Source organism: Adlercreutzia sp. ZJ242 (assembly GCF_011038995.1).
GTDB lineage: Bacteria > Actinomycetota > Coriobacteriia > Coriobacteriales > Eggerthellaceae > CAAEEV01.
In genome coordinates this window covers 1-2,825 of record NZ_JAAKEE010000089.1, presented here as the reverse complement: position 1 = coordinate 2,825, position 2,825 = coordinate 1, and the positions used below count along the sequence as shown (strand labels likewise).

The following is a 2,825-nucleotide window of genomic DNA, read 5'->3' as shown; positions in this document are numbered from 1 at the left end:
GTAAGCGTAAAAACAACCGCGTTACCAGAAAACTCCAAGAGGCCACCTAGAAGCCTCTTGGAGTTTTCTACGTCATGGGTAGAATCCTCCAGGAGTTTTCCAATTGGCACTCCGGAATCCTCCAAAAGCTTTCCGACTAGCAACCTGGAAAGATCTAAGAGTTTTCTAGGACAGATTCGATAGCCTTTAGATCAACTATCGGCTCGTCGGGCATCTCCGCTGCCTGTTTGGCCTTCGCGGGTGACAGACGGCACTGATCGGGAACATCCTCGGACCACGGCAGGTAGCGGTCGATGCGGCCGGGCTCGCCAAGATGCTCGTCGTTGGGCATCTCGGCGAGCACCCATTCCAGGTAGGCGCGCTGGTTGAGCCCGTTGAGCTTGGCGGTGACCACGATCGAGTATATGGCCGCAGAGGCATCTGCGCCCCTGGGCGTATTGGAGAACAGAAAGTTCTTCCTGCCTATCACGAAGGACTTGACGGCGCGCTCGGCGATGTTGTTGTCCAGGCCGAGCCTGCCGTCCTCGAGCACGTTCATGACGTAGGGCCAGTATTTGATCGCATAGCCAAGCGCCTCGTGCAACGCCATCCTGGGAACAGCCTTATCTAATGCGGCCTCGGCCCACGCCTCGAACGATTCCATGCGCGGCGCGAGCTTCTCCAGCCGGGCCTTCCTGCGGGCCTCTGGATCCATGCCGCCGAGCTTCTTGTCGATGCGGAAGATGCGGTCTATGCGCCGCCTCGCCTCCAAGGCGATCGAGCTCGCGCCCTCGCATGCCGCGTCGCCGCCCGCCGCCTTCACGATCTCGGCGAACTTGCGCCGTACGTGCACCAGGCACGCGGTGTTGACCACGCCCTCAATACCCAGGTCGAAGTAGGGGCCGTAGCCGTCGGTCGTGAGGTAGCCCGACCAGCCCTTCAAAAACGTGCGCGCCACATCGCCCGAGCGGGTCGGGTGGTACTCGAATATGCAGTTCGGCGTCTCGTGCGGCCCGCTTCTGAACAGCCACATGTAGGACTTCCGCGCGGCCGGGCGATCGGGCTCTCTGAGTACCTGCACTTCAGTCTCGTCGGCGTTTATGTACCTGCATTCCAAGAGCTTCTCCCTCATGCGGGCGTGTATGAGGGAGAGCCATCTCTCGTGCACGTTGATCGTCCAGTTCGCCATGTCCTGGCGGCTGATGTCGGCCCCTATGGAGCGGAAGTCCTCCTCCAGCCGGTAGTAGGGCATGGAGTTCGCGTACTTCGCGTTGAGCACGTACGAGAGCATCGACGCCGTGGCGAACGAGCGGGGGATGGGGCTAAGCTCGGGCATCGGGGCGCGCACGATCTGCGATGCGACCTCCTCGCCTTTGGCGTTGGCCTTGCAGCACGGGCCGCACTTGTAGACGTGGCGGCGGTGCTCCTCGACGACCAGGTGCGCCGGCACGAGGCGGATGACCTCGGTGACCTCGACCTTCATCTCGGACATGGGGCTCCCGCATCGCGGGCAAGATGCGCTGTCTATGGTGTGCTCGATGACGACGCGCTCGAGGCCGGCCGTGTCAATGCGACGGCGCCCGCCGCGTCTCCTCGGCTTGTCCGGGGCATCGCCGTCGAGCTCTGGCTCGGCTTCGGTCGGATCTGCCCAGGCCTCCGTATCGTTGAACAAGGAGAGCTGGTCCGGGACGACCTTTTCCGACTTGGAGCCGAAGAAGCGCATGTTCGCGAGCTTCAGCATCTCCACCAGCCGGGCCATCTTGGCCTCGAGGCCTTCTATCTTGGCCGTCATCGCCGAGACTCTCTTCTCAGCTTCCGCACTGAACTGCGCGGCCTCCTCGACCAGCCGCGCGTTATCCCGGGCGAGCGCCTCGTTGTCGCGGGCAAGCGAGGCGAGCTGCGCTCGCAGCATGGCGATCTGCTGTTGCGGTGTTAGAGAATCTGGGGTGTGACGCTTCTTCTGCATGCACATATTATCCCATAAACCAGCAGGTCAGAAGGTGTTCTTAGGTCAGATGACCGCATGCGCGGCAACCGGTTCGGGTGCGCTTGGCTGCTCGAAGTCGATGCCGTCGAGCAGCCAAATGAGCTGCCTGCGCTCTATCTGCAGCGACACCTCGCCGTCCTTGCCGTGCCTCCAGCGAAACCCGCCTTCGGCCAGGCGCACGTAGTACATGCACCACCCGTTTGTCTCGAAGCGCAAGAGCTTCATCTTGTTGCAGTCGCGGCTCACGAAGCAGTAAAGAGCACCATCAGTAGGATCCATACCGAAGTCAGTTGTAACTACAGAGGCAAGTCTTTGTATACCGGCCCGCATGTCCTGCGGTCGACGTGATATGAACAGCTTGTCGGGCGTGGTGAACGGGTTCAAAGGGAAGCCACCGCCCTTAGCACACCTGTAATGTCAACTTCGCTGCAACCTAAAGGAATAACGATGTCTGCATCCCTCATGCGCACGACGATCGAAGATGTGCATACGGGTGTATCATCTTCAACGCAATGTGTTGGTATAACAGGTGCTACTGCTACGGCAGGCTTAGCAAGTGCTGTGCGCGACGTGATCGATTCTCTTGATAGCTCGATCCACTCAGATGTGCTTGGCTTAGCGAACAGTTCTGGTTCCTCTTCGCGAAACTTCGCCATCCATGCGTATAACGTAGACTCAGCAACCTTGTTCAGCACACACCAGTCTTTGATCGTCATGTCCGTCGAAAGACACCGCTCCACCTGCTCGCGGCGCATCGATCTTCTTTCCTGTGGCGTCATCGTCACTTCCTTCCATCAGGTTGCAACGATTGTGGCACCTATCGGCTGGAAGCTGAAGACGCGGAGGTTTTGACGCTTAC

General features: G+C 59.9%; 3 protein-coding genes. All 3 read right to left on the bottom strand.

Features of this window, described 5'->3' with window-relative positions; all coding sequences use genetic code 11:
- Positions 1-154: 154 nt before the first annotated feature.
- From G7Y49_RS11835 to G7Y49_RS11825, 3 genes are read right to left on the bottom strand one after another with little or no spacing between them, the layout of a single operon-like run.
- Positions 155-1,945, bottom strand: coding sequence for an IS66 family transposase (locus tag G7Y49_RS11835; RefSeq protein WP_165174065.1), 1,791 nt, complete (start codon positions 1,943-1,945; stop codon positions 155-157).
- Between the two features lie 45 nt (positions 1,946-1,990).
- Positions 1,991-2,350 (bottom strand): IS66 family insertion sequence element accessory protein TnpB, encoded by a 360-nt coding sequence (gene tnpB / locus G7Y49_RS11830; protein WP_165174063.1) that lies wholly within the window; start codon positions 2,348-2,350, stop codon positions 1,991-1,993.
- Positions 2,347-2,745, bottom strand: coding sequence for a hypothetical protein (locus tag G7Y49_RS11825; RefSeq protein ID WP_165174061.1), 399 nt, complete (start codon positions 2,743-2,745; stop codon positions 2,347-2,349). The genes tnpB and G7Y49_RS11825 overlap by 4 nt, the downstream gene beginning before the upstream one ends.
- Positions 2,746-2,825: the final 80 nt, after the last annotated feature.